At 67.3% G+C, this 20,694-nt stretch carries 19 protein-coding genes and 1 pseudogene; 10 read left to right on the forward strand and 10 right to left on the reverse strand.

Translation table 11 applies throughout. The annotated features are described in order from the left end of the window. A partial coding sequence (locus VGI62_RS14630; protein ID WP_331505245.1) for an ATP-binding protein occupies positions 1–764 on the forward strand: 764 nt, incomplete at its 5' end. Between the two features lie 83 nt (positions 765–847). Here VGI62_RS14630 and VGI62_RS14635 read toward each other — a convergent pair. After that, the gene (locus VGI62_RS14635; protein WP_331505246.1) at positions 848–1,648 is read right to left on the reverse strand and encodes a class III extradiol ring-cleavage dioxygenase; all 801 of its coding nucleotides are present in this window, start codon (positions 1,646–1,648) and stop codon (positions 848–850) included. A 24-nt stretch (positions 1,649–1,672) separates the two neighbouring features. Beyond that, positions 1,673–2,242: an NAD(P)H-dependent oxidoreductase gene (locus tag VGI62_RS14640; RefSeq protein WP_331505247.1), complete on the reverse strand. Its 570-nt coding sequence runs from the start codon at positions 2,240–2,242 to the stop codon at positions 1,673–1,675. Between the two features lie 119 nt (positions 2,243–2,361). Here VGI62_RS14640 and VGI62_RS14645 point away from each other — a divergent pair, with 119 nt between their 5' ends. After that, the gene (locus VGI62_RS14645; RefSeq protein ID WP_331505248.1) at positions 2,362–3,288 is read left to right on the forward strand and encodes a LysR family transcriptional regulator; all 927 of its coding nucleotides are present in this window, start codon (positions 2,362–2,364) and stop codon (positions 3,286–3,288) included. 6 nt (positions 3,289–3,294) lie between these two features. On the opposite strand, the gene VGI62_RS14650 is transcribed toward VGI62_RS14645, so the two are convergent. Beyond that, the gene (locus VGI62_RS14650; RefSeq protein ID WP_331505249.1) at positions 3,295–4,083 is read right to left on the reverse strand and encodes an enoyl-CoA hydratase; all 789 of its coding nucleotides are present in this window, start codon (positions 4,081–4,083) and stop codon (positions 3,295–3,297) included. A gap of 56 nt (positions 4,084–4,139) precedes the next feature. Here VGI62_RS14650 and VGI62_RS14655 point away from each other — a divergent pair, with 56 nt between their 5' ends. Further along, a complete protein-coding gene (locus tag VGI62_RS14655) occupies positions 4,140–5,267 on the forward strand; it encodes a ferritin-like domain-containing protein (RefSeq protein ID WP_331505250.1) in 1,128 nt (375 codons plus the stop codon). Position 5,268: 1 nt separating this feature from the next. Here the strand turns inward: VGI62_RS14655 and VGI62_RS14660 are convergent, their stop codons facing one another. Continuing rightward, the gene (locus VGI62_RS14660) at positions 5,269–6,276 is read right to left on the reverse strand and encodes an alpha/beta hydrolase (protein ID WP_331505251.1); all 1,008 of its coding nucleotides are present in this window, start codon (positions 6,274–6,276) and stop codon (positions 5,269–5,271) included. Positions 6,277–6,425: 149 nt separating this feature from the next. Here VGI62_RS14660 and VGI62_RS14665 point away from each other — a divergent pair, with 149 nt between their 5' ends. From VGI62_RS14665 to VGI62_RS14680, 4 genes are all read left to right on the forward strand, one after another. Further along, complete coding sequence (locus tag VGI62_RS14665; RefSeq protein ID WP_331505252.1) at positions 6,426–7,436, forward strand: FAD-dependent oxidoreductase; 1,011 nt, start codon at positions 6,426–6,428, stop codon at positions 7,434–7,436. After that, positions 7,433–8,602, forward strand: a complete 1,170-nt coding sequence (locus VGI62_RS14670) for an acyl-CoA dehydrogenase family protein (RefSeq protein WP_331505253.1) — start codon at positions 7,433–7,435, stop codon at positions 8,600–8,602. The genes VGI62_RS14665 and VGI62_RS14670 overlap by 4 nt, the downstream gene beginning before the upstream one ends. Positions 8,603–8,858: 256 nt before the next feature. Continuing rightward, positions 8,859–10,439 (forward strand): hypothetical protein, encoded by a 1,581-nt coding sequence (locus VGI62_RS14675; protein WP_331505254.1) that lies wholly within the window; start codon positions 8,859–8,861, stop codon positions 10,437–10,439. A 61-nt stretch (positions 10,440–10,500) separates the two neighbouring features. Then, complete coding sequence (locus VGI62_RS14680) at positions 10,501–11,319, forward strand: transglycosylase SLT domain-containing protein (RefSeq protein WP_331505255.1); 819 nt, start codon at positions 10,501–10,503, stop codon at positions 11,317–11,319. A gap of 133 nt (positions 11,320–11,452) precedes the next feature. On the opposite strand, the pseudogene VGI62_RS22460 reads toward VGI62_RS14680, so the two are convergent. Both VGI62_RS22460 and VGI62_RS14690 read right to left on the reverse strand, forming a co-directional pair. Further along, positions 11,453–11,551, reverse strand: a pseudogene (locus tag VGI62_RS22460) (PEPxxWA-CTERM sorting domain-containing protein); the annotation flags it as partial. Positions 11,552–12,395: 844 nt separating this feature from the next. Then, on the reverse strand, positions 12,396–13,592 hold the full coding sequence (locus VGI62_RS14690; protein ID WP_331505257.1) for a CaiB/BaiF CoA-transferase family protein: 1,197 nt from the start codon (positions 13,590–13,592) through the stop codon (positions 12,396–12,398). Between the two features lie 195 nt (positions 13,593–13,787). On the opposite strand from VGI62_RS14690, the gene VGI62_RS14695 reads away from it, so the two are divergent. Both VGI62_RS14695 and VGI62_RS14700 read left to right on the forward strand, forming a co-directional pair. Next, complete coding sequence (locus tag VGI62_RS14695; RefSeq protein ID WP_331505258.1) at positions 13,788–14,936, forward strand: DUF2336 domain-containing protein; 1,149 nt, start codon at positions 13,788–13,790, stop codon at positions 14,934–14,936. A 40-nt stretch (positions 14,937–14,976) separates the two neighbouring features. Then, a complete protein-coding gene (locus VGI62_RS14700; protein ID WP_331505260.1) occupies positions 14,977–15,762 on the forward strand; it encodes an NUDIX hydrolase in 786 nt (261 codons plus the stop codon). 24 nt (positions 15,763–15,786) lie between these two features. Here VGI62_RS14700 and VGI62_RS14705 read toward each other — a convergent pair whose 3' ends face one another. The 3 genes from VGI62_RS14705 to VGI62_RS14715 form a co-directional block, all read right to left on the reverse strand. After that, positions 15,787–16,272 (reverse strand): Hpt domain-containing protein, encoded by a 486-nt coding sequence (locus VGI62_RS14705; protein WP_331505261.1) that lies wholly within the window; start codon positions 16,270–16,272, stop codon positions 15,787–15,789. A 116-nt stretch (positions 16,273–16,388) separates the two neighbouring features. Next, on the reverse strand, positions 16,389–17,150 hold the full coding sequence (locus tag VGI62_RS14710) for an NAD kinase (protein ID WP_414695693.1): 762 nt from the start codon (positions 17,148–17,150) through the stop codon (positions 16,389–16,391). Between the two features lie 66 nt (positions 17,151–17,216). Then, positions 17,217–18,335, reverse strand: a complete 1,119-nt coding sequence (locus VGI62_RS14715) for a DUF2336 domain-containing protein (protein WP_331505262.1) — start codon at positions 18,333–18,335, stop codon at positions 17,217–17,219. 101 nt (positions 18,336–18,436) lie between these two features. On the opposite strand from VGI62_RS14715, the gene glpK reads away from it, so the two are divergent. Continuing rightward, positions 18,437–19,930, forward strand: a complete 1,494-nt coding sequence (gene glpK / locus VGI62_RS14720; RefSeq protein WP_331505263.1) for a glycerol kinase GlpK — start codon at positions 18,437–18,439, stop codon at positions 19,928–19,930. 9 nt (positions 19,931–19,939) lie between these two features. Here the strand turns inward: glpK and VGI62_RS14725 are convergent, their stop codons facing one another. Then, a complete protein-coding gene (locus tag VGI62_RS14725; RefSeq protein ID WP_331505264.1) occupies positions 19,940–20,530 on the reverse strand; it encodes a CHRD domain-containing protein in 591 nt (196 codons plus the stop codon). Between the last annotated feature and the right edge of the window lie 164 nt (positions 20,531–20,694).

Consider the following 20,694-nt stretch of genomic DNA (forward strand, 5'->3'; position numbering starts at 1 on the left):
CGAACGCACTGAAGTTCACGGAAACAGGCGGCGTGAAGGTGGCGGTGAGCCGGCGCAACAAGCGGCTCGTGCTGAGCGTCGCCGACACCGGTATCGGCGTCGCCCCCGACAAGCTGAACGGCCTATTCCAGAAGTTCGAGCAGGCTGACGCCTCGACGACGCGGCGTTATGGCGGCACCGGTCTGGGGCTCGCTATCTGCCGCGACCTCGCCCAGTTGATGGACGGCGTGATCCGCGCCGAAAGCACGCCTGGCGCCGGCGCCACCTTCACGGTGGAGCTGCCGCTGCCGAGGCTGGCCGCCGCGCCCGCCAAGCCGGAAAAGCGCAGGTCCGAACCGTCGGCCCCGATCGCCGATGTTGCTCTGCGCGTACTGGCCGCGGAAGACAACGGCATGAACCAACTGGTGCTGCGGACCCTTCTCGAGCAGGTGGGCGTCGAGCCGGTGATGGTCAGCAACGGCCGTGAGGCGGTTGCGGCCTGGGCGCGGGAGCCCTGGGACCTGATCCTCATGGACGTACAGATGCCGGACATGGATGGTCCGACCGCCGCCGGCGTGATCCGCGCCCGCGAGCGCGCCGAAGGCCGGCCGCGCACGCCTATCGTCGCCCTTACCGCCAACGCCATGGCCCATCAGGTCGCGGAATACATGCAGGCCGGCATGGATGATTTCGTAGCCAAGCCGATCGAGGCCGGGCGGCTTTATGCCGTGATCCACTCGGCCCTGGAAGCGTCCGAGAATGGCAAGGCGAGCGCTGCGGCCTAGGGTGGCTCGCGGGCGTCCGCCCGACGGCGGGTGTGTGAAGCACCGCCAGGTGAACGCCCGCCCGCCCGCGAAGGGGCGGATCCTTAAGCGGGCGCGCCGAACTGGAAGCCGCTGATCGCCACGTTCATCGCGACGTCGCGAAAGATCTGGCGGCCCGATTCACCCTCGGCGGCTCCGGCCGCGACGAATAGCGGGGCAAGATGCTCCTCGCGCGGATGAGCCTCGCGCGCGTAGGGTCCGCGGTCCCAGTGCCGGATCGCAGCGTCGCGGCTCTCAGGCTTCGCAAGCGCATCGGCCAGCCAGGCGTCAAACGCTTCGGACTTGGCCGTGAAGGCCGGCGAGAAGCCGCCCATGTTATGCCAACTCATGCCCGAGCCCACGATCAGCACGCCCTCGTCCCGCAGCGGGGACAACGCGCGACCGGCCGCCAGATGCGCCTGCGGGTCGAGGTCGTCGCGGAGCGACAACTGAACGACGGGAATGTCGGCCTGCGGTGTGGCCAGGAGAAGGGGCACGAAGACCCCGTGGTCATAGCCGCGTTCCACATCCTCCGCCGTCGGGAAGCCCGCGGCTTCCAGTAGCTCCCGGGCCCGCCTTGCCAAGGCGGGCGAACCCGGTGCGTCGAAGCGCAGTCGATAGGTCTCTTCCGGGAAACCGTAATAGTCGAACAGCATCGGCGGCTTCTCCGCCGCGCCCACAGTGAACTGCGGCTCCTCCCAATGACCGGAGATCACCAGGATCGCCTTCGGACGTTCCGGAAGCCCCGCGACCAGGCCCTTGAGCCAGGCCGCGGTCTTGTCCCAGGTGTCGGCGGGCCCGCGGGTCCAGTCCATGAAGAAGCAGGGTCCCGCACCGTGCGGGATGAACAGGGTCGGAAGTGTCATTGGAACCTCCTGGCGGCCCTCTGCTCAGGCCGCCAGCCTTTCTTCGGCGAGGACTTTCTCTATCCAGGCGCTGAACGACTTGCCGTAGCTACGCAGGAACTCGGCGGTCGCCTCGTTGATCAGGTCCCCGTTCGCGTCGAACAGCGAGAACGCGTTGCCGACGTAGGCTTCCTGGGAAAGCGTCGGCACATTCAGGAACACCAGGGACTGGCGCAGGTGGTGGTTGGCGCCGAAGCCGCCGATCCCGCCGGGCGAGACCGAGATCACGGCGCCCGGTTTGCCGTTCCAGGCGCTGTCGCCGTAGGGGCGCGAGCCCACGTCGATGGCGTTCTTAAGCGGGCTGGGTACGCCGCGGTTGTATTCGGGCGTTACGAAGAGGACGGCGTCTGCCGCCTTGATCTGCTTCTTGAAGCTGACCCACTCCGGCGTCGGCGTGGCTTCGAGGTCCTGGTTGAAGAGTTGCAAGTTGCCGATCTCCACCTCGGTGAATTTCAGGTTCGGGGTCAGTTTCTCCAGGGCGCGGGCGACTTTGCGGCTCACGGAGTCCTTGCGGAGGCTGCCAACGATGACGGCGACGGTGTGGGGCGTGGGCATCTGTGGGTTCCTCAGGGTTTGTCTTCGGGAAGAAAGATGCTCCCGCTCCGCGCGGTTGATAATCGGGTTCTCCTGAACAATTATGTTTCCACTTAGGAAGCAATCGCCAGGCGCAGATCATGGACCGGGTCGACGAGATCAATGCCTTCGCCGCGGTCGCCGACGCCCGAAGCTTCACCCAGGGCGCGCGGCGGCTGGGGGTGTCCAGCGCACAGGTTTCCAAATTGGTGGCGCGCCTCGAGAACCGCCTGGGCGCGCGGTTGCTCAACCGTACGACACGCGATGTCTCGCTGACGGACACCGGCCGGGCCTATCTGGAGCGGGCGCGCGGGCTCTTGGAGGACTTCGAGGCGCTTGAAGGCTCGGTGCGCGACCAGGGCGGTCCGCGCGGCCTCCTGAAGATCTCGGCGCCGGTCTCTTTCGGCGCGAGCCAGCTCACGCCGGCGCTGCTGGATTTTGCAGCCGCCTATCCGGAGGTCTCGCTCGACGTCTCCGCCACGGACCGGATGGTCAACCTCGTGGAGGAGGGGTTCGACGTTGGCGTGCGAATCGGCCAGCTCGCGGACTCGTCGGTCATTGCGCGCAAGCTCGCGGCCGTCCGCATGGTGACCTGCGCCTCGCCCGACTACCTGGCGCGCAGCGGGACCCCCGCCACGCCGCACGACCTCGGGCGGCACGAGGCGATCATCGACACCAACGCGCGAGATCCCCTGGTCTGGGCCTACGGGAGCCACAACGACCGCCACGACGTACGCGTGCACGGACGCCTGCGGTTCGGCGGGGCCGACGCCTGCGTGGCCGCCGCGCGCCGCAGCCTGGGCGTCACCCGCACGCCTGCCTTCGCCGCGGCCGATGATCTTCGGAGCGGACGGCTGGTCCCGCTTTTGTGCGCTTACGAGCCGCAGCTGATCCACGTCCATGCGGTCTATCCACATGCGCGCCACCTGGCGGCCAAGGTGCGGGCCTTCGTGGACTTCCTGGCGCAGCGTTACGCGGGCGAGCCTGAATGGCATCAGGGCTGGGGTGCGACCCACACCGCAAACTAAAGAGCTTCAGCGCGCTTTTGCGGTTGCTCGGTTGACCAGGAATTGCGCCATCGCATCGGCGGGCTCGTTGGTCGTCCAGGCATCTTCGAAGGCGTCGACCCCAGCGGCGATGGCTTGGCTCATCGGCAACTCCTCCCATTGCCGGACCAGAGCCTTCTGGATCCGCACGGCGCGGGGCTCGGCCTCCATGAGGCTTTCAAGCAGACCCTCGATGGCTAGGGGTAGCCGAGCCGGCGGATGAATTTCTTCCACCAGGCCCCAGGCCAGGGCCTCGGCCGCATCGAAGGTCTCGCCGGTCATCAGGATGCGCCGGGTCCGGCCCCAGCCGATGAGCGAGGGCAGGAGCGCGGCCTCGACGACAGATGGCAGGCCCAGCTTCACCTCCGGCATCCCGAACCTGGCCGTGTCGGCGGCCAGGCGCATGTCGCAAGCCGCCGCGATCTCGAGGCCGGCCCCCAGACACCAGCCATTTATCGCTGCGATCACCGGAACCGGCATGTCGCGGATCGCCCGGCAACAGTCGTGCACCTTCAGGATGAAGTCCCGCGCAGGCCCAGGTCCCCCGAGCTCTGCCATCTCGTCGATATTGGCCCCGCCGACGAAGGCCTTGTCGCCCGCACCGGTAAGGACGACAGCGCGCAAGGTCTCATCGCGCGCAAGGCCGCCGAAGAGCTCCGCGAACTGCGCCATAACCTCAGACGACAGGCTGTTGAGTTTTTGCGGGTTGTTGATGGCGACATGGGCGATGCGTCCACGGGCGCGGTCTTCAAGGCGCGACTTGACGTAAGAGATCATTGTTCAGTTAGTGCTTTGATGTTTCTCTTGCGGGTCACCCAAGGGAGGACACGCAGATGGCCGACGGCAACATCACCAAGGATATCCTGTACGACGCCGTCGCGCCTGACGATTTCGAGTCCATGCTGGAGCTCGACCGCTACAACGCCCGCTCCACGGCGTTCGACAAGATCATCTCGGCCACCCACGACCACTTCTGGGACCCGCTCGACCCGAAATACATCGACTTCTCCGCACCCTGGGACATGGAGAACGAGGCCCTGCTGCCTGACGACCAGGTGGTGAGCCTTGGCGTCCCCTATGTTCGTGAGCATCTCGAAAAGACCGGTCAGAAGGCGAAATTCATCAATGAGATGGCGCTTTGGCAGTTCTCCTCGATCCTGCATGGCGAGCAGGGCGCGCTGAACCTGTCGGCCAGCCTCTGCCACGTGCTCAAGGATCAGGGCGCGCAGGAATATGCCGCCAACCAGACCCGCGAAGAGGCCCGCCACGTCACCGCCGTCGCGAAATATATCAAGGCCCGCTGGGGCCGGCCGCGGCCATGCGGTGTGGTGCTGCAGCAGCTGCTCGTCGACATCATCTCGGCGCCGGAGGTCTACAAGAAGATCATCGGCATGCAGATGCTGGTCGAGGGCCTGGCCATGGGCGCCTTCGCGGCCGGATTCCGGTTCAATCGCGATCCGCTTGCCCGCAAGCTCTTCCAGTTGGTGATGACCGACGAGGCCTTCCACCACAAGTTCGGGAAGATCTGGGCCGATCGCACGATCCCGAAGATGAGCCAGGAAGAGCGCGAGACGGTCGAGGATTGGGCCGCCCACTGCTTCCAGGGCCTGCTCTTCAACCTGGGATCGCCGATCCAGCAGTCGCAGGTCTACCGCGACTTCGGCCTCGATCCGGAGAAGGTCCTGGAGGGCGTCCGCGAGATCATCCAGAACACCGCGGCCAGACGCGAACGGCTGAAGAGCCAGACCAATATCTTCCGTGTGCTGATCAAGACGTTGCTGAACGCCGGCCTTATCACCGAGCGCACGCGCGCCTTCTACGCCACCTACGTCGACATGGATGAATTGAAGGCCGAGGGCGACAGGATGATCGGCGACGACATCGCCGAGGAGGGGATCAAGTACCTCCAGGAGATCAACTTCAAGGACCGGGCGCGCTCTGTGAGCATCGCGGCCGAGTAGCCTATTTGCCGAGCTGGGCGAGTTTCAGCGCAGCGGCGTAGTCCGCCGCGAGCATTGGCTGCGTTTCCAGCAGGAAGCGGCTGGATATCGTCGAGGTCGGGTCGGCGATCCGGCTCGGGATCGCCTCGCGGTCGATGCCGCCTTCCAGCGTAAGCACCGCGTCCTGCCAGAACTCTGTGCGGTCGAAGTAGAAAGTGTGCGGCGTTGCGGGGTCGAGTTCCTCGCCCAACGAAAAGTGCAGGGACTTGAAGAGGTCGCTGCAGTCGACATTGCAGAAAGAGGCCGGCGCGTCGTCGGGCAGGCCCACACGGCCGGCGCGAGGCGTGGGCTCGCCGTTCTTGATGTCGGAGATCTTCAGCACGGAGTCGAAGCGGTTGGAGTAGCAGGTGGTGCGGCCAACGTACTTGTCCAGCCAGCGGCCGCCCGCCTGATCTTCGGACAGGCTGCCGGTGGCCACATCGCCGGCGACGAAGATCAGTTGCGAAATCGACCAGGCCTTGTTGTTTATCTTGGTGTCCTGATAGGCCCAGCTGAATGCCTGGCGGACGACAAATGCGCCCATTGAATGGGCCATGACGCTGACGCTGGCCTCGCAGTCCGGCTGCTGCATCGAGACGAACATCGCCAGGGCCGTGTCGATCAGCGCATTGGCCGAGGCCCGAGCATTGCTGCGATCGCCGTAGTAGCCGGCCACCAAGCCGAGCGATGGCCAGTCGAAGCTCGCATAGACCCCGTCCCATCCCTGGGCCTTGAGCTTGGCGATGTTGTCGACGTCGCCGCTGCATGAGTGGGCGAAGCTGACATTGAAGCCGTGCACGTAGAACAAAAGGTCGCCCTTCGGCAGGCCTTGGGCGTTGGTCTGCGGGAAGGCGCCCAGGACGGCCCTGCGCCACGCGCTCATGCTGATTTCCGCCGGTGCGCCGGCGTCGTCCAGGACCAGGTAGCGGGGCGTCGCGGCCATTTTGCCGTCGTCGCCTTTCTTGCGGACTGAGATCATGAAGCTGGTCATGCTTGCACCCCTCGCCTGGTGGTAAGCCAACCACATCTGCAACCTTCAGTATAGTGAGGCCGCGCGGCCGCCCCCCCGCGGCGGTTCCGCTTGATTTTCCAGGATCAGGCGGCTCGTTAGGGGGCATGAGCCGAGGCGCAGAGGTTATTGTGGCTGGGGCTGGCGCCCTGGGCCTGAGCACGGCGCTGGAGCTGGCCCAGGCGGGATGTTCGGTGACGCTCTGCGATCTGGCGGCGGAGCCACAGGCCTCGGCCGTGGCCGCAGGAATGCTGGCGCCTGTGTTCGAGGCCGTGCTCGACCCGGCGGCGTCCGGCGACCTCGACCTGCTGCTGGCGGCCAGGAACCTGTGGCCGGCGCTCGCGGCGCGGTCAGGGGTCGAGATCGATCGCTCGGGGACGGCCGCCGTCGGGTCCGATGCCTGGCTGGCCGGCGTGCGCGCCGCGCTCGCCCGGCTGGGCTGCCACGCGAGCGAGCTGCCGCGCTCGCTGCTGGATGAGCTCGCGCCGGGCGTCGCACTTGAACTGGAGGGCCTTCTGCTGCGCGAGGACTGGCGGTTGGAGCCGAAACCGGCCTTGGCCGCCCTTCGCGGGGCCGCGCGCGCGTGGGGCGTGGAATTTCGGGAAGAGGCGGTCGCCGGTCGAGGGAGCGCGGACCTGCTGGTCGTCGCCACCGGCGCCGGCCGGGACCTCACCCACGTGGCCCCGGAACTCTCCTGTCTTACCCCCATCAAGGGCCAGATCCTGCGGTACTCCGACGTTCGCGGGGGGCATGTGAGCCTGCGTGGCGAGGGCGTCTACGCTGTGCCCGGGTCAGATGGCCTTGCCATGGGCGCGACGATGGAGCCGGGGCGCGCCGACACCAGGATCGACCCTTTGGTCCTTGAACCCATGGTCCAGGCGGCCGGACGGCTTATGCCCGGCCTCAGGAACGCAACCTTCGGCGTCGCCGCAGGCGTGCGGGCGGCCACGCCGGACGGCTTGCCGATGGTCGGGCCCTCCGCTGCCCCGGGAGTGATGCTGGCAGTGGGCGCGCGGCGCAACGGTTGGCTGCTGGCGCCGTTGGTCGCTGAAGTCATAGCCGCTTGCGTGACGGGCCGCGATCCTGGTCCCTTTGCAGCGCGGCTCGATCCAGCTCGGTTCGACGCGGGGAGGGCGCAATGAACGGATTCTGGTTCAGCGACGAACAAGAGGCGATCCGTGAGGCCGTGCTTCGGCTTTGCGCGCGCTTCGACGGCGACTACTGGCGGCGAACCGACGAGAGCGGCGAGTTCCCGGAGGACTTCGTGGCCGCCATCGCCGAAGCTGGCTGGCTCGGCGCGGCCATGCCGACGGAACTCGGGGGGGCGGGGCTTGGCCTGACGGAGGCGGCGATCGCGATGCAGGCCGTGGCCGAAAGCGGCGCCGGCTTTTCCGGGGCGAGCGCCCTGCACCTGAACATTTTCGGCCCCATGCCGCTGGTCAAGTTCGGGACCGATGAACAGAAGCAGCGGCTGATCCCGCGGCTTATCTCCGGCCAGGACAAGATGTGTTTCGGGGTCACCGAGCCCGACGCCGGCCTGGACACGACCAGCCTTACGACCCGGGCGATCCGCACCAACGATGGCTATGTGATCCGCGGCCGAAAGATGTGGACCACGATGGCCCAGCGCGCGACCAAGATGTTGATCGTAGCGCGCACGACGCCCCGCGCCGAGGTCAAGAAAGCCACCGATGGCGTGAGCCTCTTTTACGTCGACTTCGATCGTGAACGGATCACGGCGACGCCGATTCCCAAGATGGGCCGCAAGGCGGTGGAATCCAATTCCGTCTTCATCGACGACCTGCATGTCCCGGCCGACGCCCTGGTCGGCGAAGAGGGCAGGGGTTTCTATTACCTGCTGGAAGGCCTCAACCCCGAGCGCGTGCTGATTGGCGCCGAGGCCGTTGGCCTGGGTCGCGCGGCGTTGAGGAAAGCGGCGAGCTACGCCAAGGAGCGCGTGGTGTTCGCTCGTCCCATCGGCCAGAACCAGGGCGTCGCCCATCCCCTGGCGCGGGCCTGGGCGGACCTGGAGGCGGCGAACCTGATGGCGTTCAAGGCTGCGGCGCTCTACGACGCTGGCCGCGAATGCGGCGCCGAGGCCAATGCGGCGAAGTACCTGGGCGGCGAAGCGGGCTTCCGCGCCTGCGAGGCAGCCGTCATGGCGCATGGTGGCATGGGCTACGCCAAGGAATTCGACGTCGAACGCTACTTCCGCGAATCCATGATCGCCCGCCTCGCCCCGGTGAGCCGCGAGATGATCTTCAACTACATCGCCGAACGCGTGCTGGGCCTGCCGAAGAGCTATTGAGCCAGGTTGAACCGGATCGGGATGTCGACGTTTGCGCCGTCGCCCCCTGGAGGTCCAGCCGAAGTGGAAGACCCGGCGGACCACCCTCGTGTTCCCGAGGAAATCACAGCCGTAATGAACGACAGATGTGATTTTGCGTCGAGGATCGGCGGGCGTTCGCCGCATGAACCCCGGGTTCCGCCGTCGTTCATGTTCAGCGAGCCATGTTCCCCGGTACTTGATGGAACGGTGAAGCTGCCCAGGGGTTTTGAGCACCATGTCTTATCGCCAAGTTCTCCTGACCGCCGCCGCGGCGAGCCTCATGCTCGCAGCGTGCAACGGGAAACCCGCGGGGCCGGCGACGGGTGCGCCGATCGCCAGCCTGCCCCTGGCCCAATCCGCGCCACCGCCCGAAGTCATCGCCCCGGACGCCAACCAGCTTCCGCCCGCCCCGCCGCTCCCTCGCCTGGCCCGTCCGCCGCGGCCGCTCTATAGCTACGTCGACGACGCTTATGAGCTGGGGGACGCCTTCGCCGACAGTCCGCCCGACTACACCGTCGACTATCAGGGCGAGCGGCCCTGGGTCTGGCGGTCCGGCGGCGGCGAGTACCGCGTGGTCGAACAGACGCCGTACGGCATCCGGGAATATTTCTATCGCGGCGACAGCGACTACCCGTTCCTGATCCGGGATACCGACTACGCCTATGCCTACGACAGCGGCGAACTCGTAGAGGTCTTTGACAGCTCCGGACGGCCCTATCGCAACTATGGCCCCTCGCAGATCGACTACGCCGCACGCTACCTGGTCCGCGGTCGCGGCCTCTATAATGCGGCGGTGCATGAACAGCGGCAGGCCGCCTACGCCGCCGACTGGCAGGCGCATCGCGAGGCGGTCCTTGCGCCGCAAAGGCAATGGGCCGTCGAGCAGCGGCAAAACCAGGACTGGCGGCGCTGGCGCGAACAAAGCGCCGCCCAGCCGCAGCCCTGGCAGGCGGCGCTTGGTGAGGAGCGCACCCAGCGTCAGGCCTATGTCGCGCGCACCGCAGCGGCCGCCCCAATGTTGGCCGCCGGCCGTCAGTCGCCGCAGGCTCGCCCTGACATCGCCGTTGAACGGGCTCAAGCCGACGCACAGCGCAGCCGGCAAGCCGATCTCGCGGCCCAGGCACGGGGCGCGCAGGTTCAGGCCGAGACCGCCCGCGCCCAGGCCGACGCCACCCGTCGCGGCCAGGCTGAGCTCGCGGCCCAGTCGCGCAACAATGGCCAACACCAAATGGCAAAGGAGCAGATTCAGGCTCGCGAACAACGCCGGACTCTGGCCGCTGAAGCCACTCAGCCCTCGCTGCGGTCGCCCGCAGGCCGGCAAGCTGAGCGCGCCCACGCCGGTCGCGAGCGGCAGGCTACGGCTCAGTACGCCCAGGAGGCCCAGGCCCGCGAGCAGCAACATGCTCAGGCGCAGGCTGCTCAACACGCCCAACGAGAGGCGGGCCGGCAGCAGGCCGCGCAGGTCCAGGCCGCGACCCGCGCTGCGCACGACCAGCAGCAGGCTGCGGCTCAGCACGCCCAGGAGGCCCAGGCTCGCGAGCAGCAACACGCTCAGGCGCAGGTTGCTCAACACGTCCAACGAGAGGCGGGCCGACAGCAGGCCGCGCAAGCCCAGGCTGCGGCCCGCGCTGCGCACGACCAGCAGCAGGCCCTGGCCTCAGCGCAACGAGCCCAGCCGGCCCAGGCCCATCAAGCCCACCAGGGCCCCGCACAAAATGTTCAACAGGCGCAGGCCCATCAGGCCCCTGCGCAACACGCTCAGCAGGCCCAGGCCGCTCCGCAACGGGGCCATCAGGGCAAGGACAAGAGCGAGTAGCCAGGGCCTCGACGTTCATGGTTAGCGCGTCGTTAACCATGTGCGTTCAGGAGTCTGGGTCATGGCGATCCAGGGCATCCGGGGCGTAGTGGAGACGGCGATCCAGCGCGCCTCCCAGGCGACGGGCGTCGACTTCTCGTTCCTGATGAAGACCGCCGGGCGCGAGAGCGGCATGAACCCTGGCGCCAAGGCGGGCAAGTCTTCGGCCGCGGGTCTGTTTCAGTTCGTGGAACAGACCTGGCTCTCGACGCTGAAGCAGCACGGCGCAAAGCACGGCTACGCTCGCTATGCCGAATTGATCAACAAGGGCTCGGATGGCCGCTACCATGTGGCGGGCGACGAGGCGCGCCGGGCGGTGATGGATCTGCGGCTCGATCCGCACGCCGCCTCATTCATGGCAGGCGAACTCACCTCGGACTCGGCGGCCTACCTGAAAGGCCGCACCGGGCGCGCGCCGACCGCAGGCGAGCTCTATGCGGCGCACTTCCTCGGGCCGCAGGGCTCGGCGAAGCTGATCGAGGCCGTGCAGTCGCGTCCCGGCGCGACAGCAGCCCAACTCTTCCCGGACGCCGCCCACTCCAACAAGGCCATCTTCTACCCAGACGGCCGTGCGGCCACTGTCGGAGAGGTCTATGCCAGCCTCACCAAGACCGCGGGCTCGGCCCAACCGGCTCCGGCGGCCGTATCCGCCGAAGATGGCGGCTTCATCCAATACGCTTCGGCCCGGCGCGCCGACCACCAGCGTCAGCAGGATGAACTGGTCTCGCTGATCCTGCGCGGCTCCCAGCCGAGCGAGCCGGCCGGCGCCGGCACGCGGCTCGCCGGTTCGATGTTCACCAGCGAAATGCTGAAAGTCTTGTCGGAAAGCCGGGAAGGCTGAGGCGGGACCGAACCGGCCCGTGATGCGCTCGCGCGCCGATCGGCTCCAGGCGAACGGAAAGGCGCGCTCCCGACATCGAGCGCCGAACCGGTTGTCCCGACTGACTGCCCAAAGTCAGCCGGGACAGGGGTCTCTAGGCGGGTGCGAGTTCCCCCCGTCGACGCCGTAGAACGGCTCCGAGCGCGCCGAAGCCCAGCAGCATCATTGCCCAGGTCGCCGGTTCCGGCACGTTGGCCCTGAAGCTCGACGCGTCCGGCGCGAAATCTGAGATCTGGTCGTTCGTAGCCAGGCCGTCGCGGGGCCACAGATTGTACAGGTAGTTCGCCGACGTGAAGCCGGTGGAGGGCAACATCGAGAACGGGATCACGCCAGTGATGGTGGATCCTGAGACGGTCACCGCCCCCGCCGCGAGCGGCACAGCCGCGCCGGCGACGCCGCCGGTGAACAGGACCACCGCGCCGGTATCGTTGGGAAACAGGAGCGCGACGGCGTCGAAGTCTATGCCGGCGCCCACCGAGGGCGTTCCCAGGGTCAGGAGCGGGGCGCCTGCGCCGCGGTTGACGCCCAACACGTAGACGCTGCCGGGCGTCGTCCCGACGGGGCCGGCCAGCGTGGCCGAAAACGCGACGTCGGTTCCATTTTGGATCGCGCTCACCGACAGCACATCGAGGTCGCCGTTGTGCGGTCCGCTGAAAGTCCCGAGGAAGTCGCCCATGGCGTCCGGGACGGTGGCGGGCCCGGCGGCAGCGGACGACGCCAACCCGGAGGCAGCAAGCAAGGCGGCCATACCAAGCGCCGCCGCTGCGGAACGCCACTTCGATGACAACGTCGGTCTCGAAGTCGACAGCATGGTTGTAGCTCCTCCCAAGCGGAAACGAGACGCAAAGCGCCGGACGAACTCGGTAAGCTTTGGCGTGTCCCACCCGGTCGTCTTCGGCCGCTGCTCAGCCGCCGGCGACACCTGATTCCGACCGGCCCTCGAAGCGCCGTGTCTACAACGTGTGCGTGAACGTAAGCCGCGCGTCGTCGCCTCGCCGAATCACTTGGCGGTGAAACTCTCTTTACGATGTAAGAGGTTAGGCTGCGGCTTCGGCTTTGAAGATGGCCTCGATCTCGGCCTCGGAGTAGCCGATTTCGGCCAACACCTCGCGCGTGTGCTCCCCAAGCATCGGCGAGCGCGGCCGCACGGCCTGGTCGGCCCCGGGGAAGCGGGCCGGCGCCGCGGGCGAGGGGAAGGTCCCGCCTTGGCCGTCCTCAACCTGAACAATCGCGCCGGAGGCCAGCACTTGCGGGTCGGCGGCGACCTCCGCCGGCGTCTGGACCGGCGCCCAAACGAGATCGGCCTCGTCCAACCGCTTGGCGATTTCCTCGAAGCTCATGGCGGCAAACGCCTTGTCGAACTCGGCCACCAATAGGGGTGAGTTCTCCCGCCGCGCGCGGCTGGTGGCGAACCGCTCGTCGTCGACCAGATCGGGGCGCCCGGCGACAGCAGCGAAGATTGGCCAGTCCTTGCTGCCGCCGCGTGGGTTGTGCACGAACCAGCGTTCGTCGGCGCTCTTGAAAAAGGTGGCGATGGGGTTCATCGGCCGCTCGCGCGTCCGGATCGACGCCAGGCGGCCGAACTTCAGTTGGACCGCAAGGTCCGATCCCATGGTGTAGATGCCTGTCGCCAACAGCGAGGTCTGAACCAGCCGGCCTTTGCCGGTTTGCTCGCGCTCATAGAGGCCCGCCAGGATAGCTGAGACGGTGGCGAGCGTCGTGATGTGGTCGCCGAACCCAGACCGGAGCATGAAGGGGTCCATGCCCTTGGGCGCGGTCATGTGGGCGACGCCGGCGCGGGCCCAGAAGGCGGTGACATCGAATCCTGGCTTGTGGGCGTCGGGACCCTCAATCCCGTAGCCTGTGACCAGGGCGTAGACCAGTCGAGGGTTGGCCTCGCGCAGGGTCGCTTCGTCGAGGCCGGCGCGCTTCAGTGCGGCCGGCCGGACATTGGTGATGAAGACATCGGCGGTGGCGGCGAGCCGCGCCAGGGCTTCGCGTCCCTCGGGCTTGCCGACATCCAGCACAACGGCGCGCTTTCCACGGTTATCGAGGTCGAAGGTCGGATTTCCGGCGAGTTCGGTCTTCAGGTCGGCGAAGACGTGGCGCATGGAATCGCCGCCCGGCCGCTCGACCTTGACTACGTCGGCGCCCCAGTCGCCCAGCATGCAGGCGGCCCCGGGGGCGGCGATATATGAGGCGAATTCAACGACTTTCAGGCCTTTGAGCAACACGTGGCGATCCCTCGATTAGCGTGGGGGCACTCTAGAGGGGTTTTCGGCCACGCGCCCACCAGAGGAAGAATCTTAATCCACAGATTCGGGGCTAACTCCTCGTTAAGCATGGCAGGGGACATTGGGACTCATGGGAGTTGGGGCGGACTCCGGTCCTTGGGGGGCCAGGGCCCGATCGGGGAAGCTAGTCCAGCCATGTCGACGACGCGCTCCGCGCTGACGGAAGGCGACATCCGTACGCTGGTGAAGGGCGCGAGCGCCGATGAACGGGCGGCCAGCGCCTACAAGCTATGCCACGCCATGGAATCTCAGCCGCTCAGCGACGAGGATCGCGCCACCGCCGCCGAGATCCTGCGGGTCATGGCCGCCGACGCCGCCGAGATGGTCCGTCGCGCGCTCGCGGTCACTCTGAAGTCATCGCCGCTCGTGCCGCGCGACGTGGCCCTGAAGCTCGCCCGCGACGTCGAAGGCGTTTCGCTTCCCATGCTGAGCTTCTCACCGGCCTTCCTGGACGAGGACCTGGCGACGATCGTGCGCCTGGGCGGTCCCGCGCGCCAACTGGCCATCGCGCGACGCCCGATGTTGTCTTCGGCCGTCGCCGACAGCATCGCCGAGCATGGCTCCGAGCGGGCGGTCATGACGGCCTGCGCCAACGATAACGCCGACTTCGCCGAGACGGCCCTGCAGGCGGTGATGGCCCGGTTCGAAGCGCACGAGAGGGTGCTGGCCACCATCGCCTATCGCCAGGTCCTGCCAATGTCGGTGAGTGAGAAGCTGATCACATTGGTCGGCGACCATCTTCGGGATCACCTGATCACCCATCACGCCGTAGCGCCGGAAACCGCCCTGGCCGTTGCAGCGGGTTCCGCCGAGCGGGCCACCCTAGACTTGGTGGACCAGGCTGGACACGCCGCCGATGTGCGCGGCTTTGTAGCCCACCTTGCCGGCTCCCTACGCCTGACGCCGTCGCTGCTGCTGCGGGCGCTGGCGCAAGGGCATATGACCTTCTTTGAGTGGGGTGTGGCGGAACTGGCAGGCGTGCCGCATCACCGCACCTGGCTGATGATCCACGATGCGGGGCCCCTGGGCCTGCGGGCGATCTACGAGCGCGCCGGCTTGCCTGCCAGACTATTCGCGGCGTTCCGTGCGGCGGTCGACACCTTCCACTCGATGGAGTTCGACGGGGGCGCGCGTGACCTGCAACGCTTTCAGGAGCGCATGCTGCAGCGCTTCCTCACCCAGCCGCAGGCCGCCGGCCGCGAGGACGTCGATTATCTGCTCGAGAAGATGGACCAGGTCTCGCGCGAAATCCGCGCCGAAGCCGAAGTCGCGCAAAGCGCATAGCTGGGTTGCGCCGGGGACCTCGTCGTCCCAAGCTCGCGGCATGAGCGAAACGCCCGTCACCGCCGAAATCAAGCCTGCCGCCACGATCCTGCTGCTGCGCGACGACCCCGTCTTCGAAGTGTTGATGGTCAAGCGCCACCACCAGATCGATTTCGCCTCCGGGGCCCTGGTGTTCCCGGGCGGCAAGAGCCACGCGGGCGACCACGACAGTCGGTGGAGCGACCATGTGCTGGGGTGGCAGGCTTACGAACCTGATCAGCGCGCCCTGCGCATCGCCGCAATCCGCGAGGTGTTCGAGGAGGCGGGGATTCTGCTCGCCAAGCGTCGCGACGGGGCGCCGATGAGCGGCGAGGCTTGCCCGATGGATGTCCGCGCCGCGGTCGACGCCGGAACCACGTCCTTCATCGATGTTGTGAGCGACCTGGAAGCCAGGCTCGACCTTTCGGCGCTCACTGTCTTCGCTCGCTGGATCACGCCGCCGTTGACGCCAAAGCGCTTCGACACTTGGTTCTACGCCGTCAGTGCGCCGGCCGAACAGCTAGCGGCCTGCGATGGGCGCGAGACCGTGGACGCCGAATGGATCGCCCCTTCCGAGGCGCTCAGACTGGCCGCCGCGGGCGAGCGCAAAGTGATCTTCCCGACCCGGATGAATCTGAAGCTGCTGGCTGAGGCGCAAGGTGCGCAGGACGCCGTTACGCGCGCGGCGGCGCGCGCCCTGGTCACTGTCCAGCCGCAGATCCAGGCAAGGCCCTCAGGCCGGGTGCTCGTCCTGCCTCCCGACGCCGGCTATGGCGCGGTGGAGGAGCCGCTCGAAAACGTAATGTAGATGCGGTGATGTCTGCCGCCGCGTTTAGGCGACGACGGCCTTGACGCGACGCTCGAGTTCTTCGACCAGCAGACGCCCGACCGGATGGTCGTCGGACTTGATGTCGTCTCGGACCGCGGCCTTGATTGAATCGATGTGGGCGTCGACCAGCTCCATGGGAACCCGGGCGCGCTTGTCCCTGTCGTCGATCATCCGGCAGAGCGAGCCGGCGATGCGGGTGATCAGCTGGTAGCCGTAGGTTGTGCCCAGGCCCTTCAGGTCATGAGCCCGCAGATACAGGTTCTCCATGTTCTCGGAGGTGGCGCCTTCGGCCTTCACCTGCTGACGCGCAGCGTCGAGCTTGGAGATCTCGTCGGCGAGCCACTGGGTGAAGTTTCCGGCAAGGCTCTTCAGGGCCGCCTCGGCCTTGGCGATGGCCGCAGGATCGATCGCACCGAGCCGGCCGCCGCCCACCTTCAGGCGCAACGCGTTGGCGGGCTGGATCATCTGACCGGAGTTTTGCTGGCTCATAGGCGCGGCCTTCTTGGCTGAACGCCTGGACCCTAGTGCCAACCTGTTAATAACCGGTGTGACCCAAGCCACGGTTTTGACAGGCTTTCCGTGACGTTTTCGGGGGCGACAGGGAATCAGGCGGAGAACTGCTCCGCCAGCACCCGCTCCTCCAGACTGCGCCCCTCGTCGAACAGCATGTTCAGTGCGACCTCTCGATGCTCCGCGACGAGGACGGTCAGGACGTCGCGCACCTCGATGTTGTCGGCCACGGCGCTGACCGGCCGTTTGGTGGCCTCCAGAATCTCGAACGTGACTTTGGCGGTGTGGGCCAGCAGCGCGCCACGCCAGCGCCGGGGGCGGAACGCGCTGATCGGGGTCAAGGCCAGGACGCGAGCATCAAGGGGAATAATCGGTCCGTGGGCGGAAAGGTTGTAGGCGGTGGAGCCGGCCGGCGTTGAAACCAGCGCGCCGTCGCAGGAAAGCTCGCCCAACCGCAACTTGCCGTCGATGGCGATGCGCAGCTTCGCCGTCTGGCGGGTCTGGCGGAGTAGAGAAACCTCATTGATCGCCAAAGCCACGTGGGTTTCGCCGTGGACGTCGACTGCGGTCATGCGAAGCGGGTGGATCACCGCGCGCTCGGCGGCGGCGATACGCGCCTCGAGGCCCTCCTCGTCGTAGTCGTTCATCAGGAAGCCCACCGAGCCCCGGTTCATCCCGTAGACGGGCAGGCCGGTGTCCATGTAGTCGTGGAAGCATTCCAGCATGAAGCCGTCGCCGCCGAGAGCCACGATCACCTCGGCCTGGTCGATTGGCACGTCGCCGTAACGGGCGGCTAGGCGCGCGCGACCCTCCTGGGCCTCGGGTCGTTCGCTGGCGGTGAAGGCGATACGCGTCACGGGAAGCTCGGGCTTACGGAGTTGGGGGCCAAAAGCCGCCAAGCGGGTAAGCTTGTCAAACAGCGCTCAAACCGACAGCGCCGCCTGGCGGAAGGCGGTCGCTGCAACCTGCGGGCTCACCGGACCGAAAGCGCCGATGGCGCGACGAGACGCGTCAATACCACCTCCAGGAAGGCCGCCGTTCAGCTTGCGGATCATCTCCAGGATGCTGGGAAAGACGCTGCGGTCGATGCCGACCGCAGCGCACGCAAGGCCAAGCAGTTCCGGACGGTCGCTGTTGATCACCCGCTGCACGTGGTCCGGCTCGAAGCGACCTAGAGTGGCCAGCGCGATGGCGAACAGCGAAAGGCGTCCTTCCTGCAGGGCCCTCACCAAATATCCGGGGCGCAACTGGCCGGCGGCGTGCAACTTCTCTATCAGCCGGCGCTCCATGGCCTCGCGCTCGCCGTCGCGGGCCAGAACCACCACGCCGTGGCCGGTAGGGGGCCCGAAGTGCGCCTCCTGGACCACCTGCGAGAGAGCGGCTTCGATCAATTTCGGCTCCAGCCGGAAGCGCTCGGAAAGCGATTGCCTCAAGGCCTGGCCGACCCAGATGTAGAGCTGTAACGCCAGCTCGCCGGTAAGCTTGGGGTGGTGCGCGAGCGGGGTGCGCAGGGCTGCGATGCTGTGCGCGGCCTCCACCAGTCGCTTCATGTCGCCCGGCGCAAGCGCTGCGGACTGATTACCGGCCAGGGCGGTCATGACGGCCGGCTCGGAGGCCTTCAGGATCGCGGCCACGACGGCGGGCCCAAGGTGCGGCCGGCGCGCCACCTCGATCTGATGCTCGATGGTCGCCTCGACCAAAAGCCGGACGAGATCGGCGTCCTTGAGTACGGGACTTGCGGCGATCACCGGCCGGGCTATTTCGATTTCGTCCAGCGCCAGGACGTTGACCAGCGCCGCTGGCGCCCATTCGGCGGTGGAGAGTTTTCGCGCGAGCCGCGTGCGGATCTCGCGCTCGGCGCCGGCTACGAGACCAAGAAAAATGGAGTTCAGCAGCGCCTGGACCTGAGGCATCGCCATGGCGGCTGCACCGTTGTCGGCGTCGCAAAGTTCGACGATGCCCAGCAGGAGGCGCTCGCGATCCGCCGGTTGGCGGCTCTTCGCAAGGTCCAGCAGGCTTTCGCTGCTCAACGCGACGCTCAAGCCTGCCCCTCCATTCTGTCGGTTTGGCTTAGGCGGGCGAAATTGCGCGCCGCGGATGAAAACATGTTTAAACCGGGGAAACTTCGCCACGGGAGAGACGAATGGCCGATCCGCTGATCCTTGCGCTCGATCAGGGGACTACCAGCACTCGAGCCATCCTCTTCGACACCAAGGGGCGGGCGTTGGCCGAGTCGGGACGGCCGCTGGAGCAATTCTATCCGGCCGACGGCTGGGTGGAGCACGACGCCGAGCAGATCTTCCAGGCCAGCGTCGAGGTGTTGCGCGAGGTTGTGCAGAAGGCGGCGCGGGAGATCGGCGAGGTCGCCGCCATCGGCATCACCAACCAGCGCGAGACGGTGGTGATCTGGGACCGCAAGACCGGCCTGCCGATACATCGGGCGATCGTCTGGCAGGATCGGCGAACAGCCGAGGCGTGCGACCGCCTGCGCGACGAGGGGCGGGAAGGCCGGGTCAGCGAGATCACCGGCCTGCTGCTCGACCCCTATTTCTCCGGCACCAAGATCGCCTGGCTGCTGGACCACGTCGCCGGCGCGCGGACCCGCGCCGAGGCGGGCGACCTGCTGGCCGGCACGATGGACGCGTGGCTGATCTGGAAACTGACCGGCGGCCGTGTCCACGCCACGGACGCCACCAACGCCTCGCGGACCCTGTTGTTCGACATTCACAAGCAGGCCTGGTCGGCCGAGATGGGCGAGATGTTGGGCGTGCCGCTGGCCGTGATGCCGGCCGTCGGCGACTGTGCGGGTGACTTCGGAGAGACGGCGAGCGAATTGCTCGGCCGCGCCATCCCGATCCGCGGCGTCGCCGGCGACCAGCAGGCCGCCCTGATGGGCCAGGGGTGCGTCCGTCCGGGGGAGATGAAAGCCACCTACGGCACCGGCTGCTTCATGCTGCTGAACACCGGCGATAAGGCGCCGGTGTCGCGGGCGCGCCTGCTGACCACGGTCGCGGCCCGCGTCGGCGGGAAAACCACCTACGCGCTGGAGGGCGCGATCTTCATCGCCGGGGCAGCCATTCAATGGATGCACGAAGCGCTGAACGTCGGCGGCGGGCCGCAAGGTGTCGAGAAGCTGGCCATGGAAGCGCGCGACGACCTCGGCGTCGTGCTGGTGCCCGCGTTCACCGGCTTAGGCGCGCCTTGGTGGGATGCCGGCGCGCGGGGCGCCATCGTGGGCCTCACTCGCGACGCCGGCCTGGGCGAAATCGCGCGCGCCGCCTTCGACGCCTCCGCCCTGCAGACGCGCGACCTCATCGAGGCGATGAGGGCGGATGCGCCGGAAGCCTTCCATGCCAAACTCGAACTGCGCATCGACGGGGGCATGTCGCGCAGCGGCTGGTTCAACCAACGCCTGGCGGACCTTACCGGCGTCGCCGTGGCGCGTGCGACCTTCCAGGAGACGACCGCGCTGGGCGCGGCCCTGTTCGCCGGCATCGGCTCAGGCCTCTATCGCGGCGTCGAAGAAGCCGCCGCGGCGCGGCCGAAGACCGAGAGCTACGCGCCCGCGATGGACGTCCATCGCCGCGAAGCCGCCTACGCGCGGTGGCTGGACGCCGTCGAGCGCGTCAGGTCCTAGTCCCGGTTCCTAGGCCGGCGCCAGCCTGCGCCGGCGCAGGCTTGCGCCTGCAAGCCCAAGGCCGGTGATCATCAGCGCCCAGCTTCCCGGCTCAGGAATGCCCGCTCGTAGGAGTCCGCGGATCTCTCCACCCGGGAAGGTCGTGTTATGGATGTTCGTATAGGCTTGGCCGGTGGCGAGCCCGGCCAGCAGAGCGGCCTCGGCTCCCGCCGCTGTGCCGCCCGATGCGGTGAGGAATGCGGACGTATAGATCGCCGCATCCGTCAGGTCGAAGGTGTTGTTGTAGGTTCCGCTGGTGGCCGCCGGGAAGCCGGTGAACCCAACCGCGACGTTGGTGTTTGACCCGGCCGGCGTGCAGCAATGGATGTGCGCGGCGGCCGCGGGCCCGCCGATAAGACCGCTGAAGGACTCTTGCACGTTCATGCTGTTGGCGACGGTGTTGATCGTCACCAAGCTAAAGCCAGTGGCTGGGCTGCCAGTCGGGGGCACCTCATCAAAGCCGACCATATTGGCAGAGTAGATGAGTATGGCCGACTGAGCCGCGCCGGCGGTCGAGAGCAGGGCGGCTCCAGCCAGGGATGCAATGAGTGAGCGAAGCATCGATCCTCCCAGGGCACGACGGCATGGACGCACAGTCCATCAGGCCGCTCCCAACGACGAGTTTTCCCCCGGCTCGCACAGCGTCAGGTTGCGCCTTCCGAATTCTAAGTCAAGCGGCCGAACGGTGTTCGTCGAGCTGAGCTGTATCCCTGCGCTTGACGCTG

Origin of the sequence: Phenylobacterium sp. (assembly GCF_036495085.1) — a bacterium.
Taxonomy (GTDB): Bacteria; Pseudomonadota; Alphaproteobacteria; order Caulobacterales; family Caulobacteraceae; genus Phenylobacterium.

What these genes read in the sequence shown, in the direction of transcription:
- VGI62_RS14635 (WP_331505246.1), bottom strand. Translation starts at nt 1,648, where the DNA reads ATGACACTTCCGACCCTGTTCATCCCGCACGGTGCGGGACCCTGCTTC.
- VGI62_RS14640 (WP_331505247.1), bottom strand. Translation starts at nt 2,242, where the DNA reads ATGCCCACGCCCCACACCGTCGCCGTCATCGTTGGCAGCCTCCGCAAG.
- VGI62_RS14645 (WP_331505248.1), top strand. Translation starts at nt 2,362, where the DNA reads ATGGACCGGGTCGACGAGATCAATGCCTTCGCCGCGGTCGCCGACGCC.
- VGI62_RS14650 (WP_331505249.1), bottom strand. Translation starts at nt 4,083, where the DNA reads ATGATCTCTTACGTCAAGTCGCGCCTTGAAGACCGCGCCCGTGGACGC.
- VGI62_RS14655 (WP_331505250.1), top strand. Translation starts at nt 4,140, where the DNA reads ATGGCCGACGGCAACATCACCAAGGATATCCTGTACGACGCCGTCGCG.
- VGI62_RS14660 (WP_331505251.1), bottom strand. Translation starts at nt 6,276, where the DNA reads ATGACCAGCTTCATGATCTCAGTCCGCAAGAAAGGCGACGACGGCAAA.
- VGI62_RS14670 (WP_331505253.1), top strand. Translation starts at nt 7,433, where the DNA reads ATGAACGGATTCTGGTTCAGCGACGAACAAGAGGCGATCCGTGAGGCC.
- VGI62_RS14675 (WP_331505254.1), top strand. Translation starts at nt 8,859, where the DNA reads ATGTCTTATCGCCAAGTTCTCCTGACCGCCGCCGCGGCGAGCCTCATG.
- VGI62_RS14680 (WP_331505255.1), top strand. Translation starts at nt 10,501, where the DNA reads ATGGCGATCCAGGGCATCCGGGGCGTAGTGGAGACGGCGATCCAGCGC.
- VGI62_RS14695 (WP_331505258.1), top strand. Translation starts at nt 13,788, where the DNA reads ATGTCGACGACGCGCTCCGCGCTGACGGAAGGCGACATCCGTACGCTG.
- VGI62_RS14700 (WP_331505260.1), top strand. Translation starts at nt 14,977, where the DNA reads ATGAGCGAAACGCCCGTCACCGCCGAAATCAAGCCTGCCGCCACGATC.
- VGI62_RS14705 (WP_331505261.1), bottom strand. Translation starts at nt 16,272, where the DNA reads ATGAGCCAGCAAAACTCCGGTCAGATGATCCAGCCCGCCAACGCGTTG.
- glpK (WP_331505263.1), top strand. Translation starts at nt 18,437, where the DNA reads ATGGCCGATCCGCTGATCCTTGCGCTCGATCAGGGGACTACCAGCACT.
- VGI62_RS14725 (WP_331505264.1), bottom strand. Translation starts at nt 20,530, where the DNA reads ATGCTTCGCTCACTCATTGCATCCCTGGCTGGAGCCGCCCTGCTCTCG.